The sequence below is a fragment of the Comamonas sp. B-9 genome, assembly GCF_000410635.1.
Classification (GTDB): Bacteria; Pseudomonadota; Gammaproteobacteria; order Burkholderiales; family Burkholderiaceae_C; genus Comamonas.
On sequence record NZ_APCR01000613.1, the window covers coordinates 1 to 976 of the forward strand.

A 976-nucleotide genomic window follows, 5' to 3' on the forward strand; every position below is an offset into this window, starting at 1 on the left:
GGCCGGGGCCTCGCTACCGGCCATGCGCGGCAGGTGGGCCAGCGCATCCACGGTGGCCGTGGCCGGCATGCGGCTGAGCAGGCGCAGCATGTACAGCGGGCCGCCGGCCTTGGGGCCCGTGCCCGACAGGCCTTCGCCACCAAAGGGCTGCACGCCGACGACGGCGCCGACGATGTTGCGGTTCACATAGATATTGCCGGCATGCGCGGCATTGACCACCTGGTTGATGGTCTCGTCAATGCGGGTGTGCAGGCCCAGGGTGAGCGCGTAGCCGGTGGCATTGATGTCGGCCAGCAGCTGGGGCAGGTTCTCGCGGCGGTAGCGCAGCACATGCAGCACCGGGCCAAAGACCTCGCGCTTGAGCTCGGAGAGCTGGCCGATGGCGATCACCGTGGGCGGCACAAAGGTGCCTTGCGCGCTGGCGCCGCTGTTTTGCCAGACCTGGTGGCCAGCGGCCTGCATGCGGGCAATGTGCTGGTCGATGACACCCTTGGCCTCGGCGTCGATCACGGGGCCGACATCGGTCTTGAGCTGGCAGGGGTTGCCCAGCTGGAGCTCCTGCATCGCGCCGCGCAGCATGTGCAGCAGGCGGTCGGCCGCTTCTTCCTGCACGCAGAGCACACGCAGCGCCGAGCAGCGCTGGCCGGCCGAGTCAAAGGCCGAGGACAGCACATCGACCACGACCTGCTCGGCCAGCGCGGACGAATCCACGATCATCGCGTTCTGGCCGCCGGTCTCGGCCACCAGGGTGACGGGCAGGCCTTGGGCATCGAGGCGCTGGGCCAGCGTCTTTTGCAGAATGCGGGCCACCTCGGTCGAGCCGGTGAACATCACGGCCTGCACGCGGTGGTCGCCTACCAGGCGGGCACCCACGGTCTCGCCGGTGCCCGGCAGCAGCTGCAGCACATCGCGCGGCACGCCGGCCTGCCACAGCGCCTGCACGGCGGCAGCGGCGATCAGCGGGGTCTGCTCGGCT

The 976-nt window shown here is 70.0% G+C and carries 1 protein-coding gene; it reads right to left on the bottom strand.

The window, feature by feature from the left end; all coding sequences use genetic code 11:
• The coding region (locus H928_RS26425; protein ID WP_021025714.1) for an aldehyde dehydrogenase family protein at positions 1-976 on the bottom strand (976 nt) is incomplete at both ends.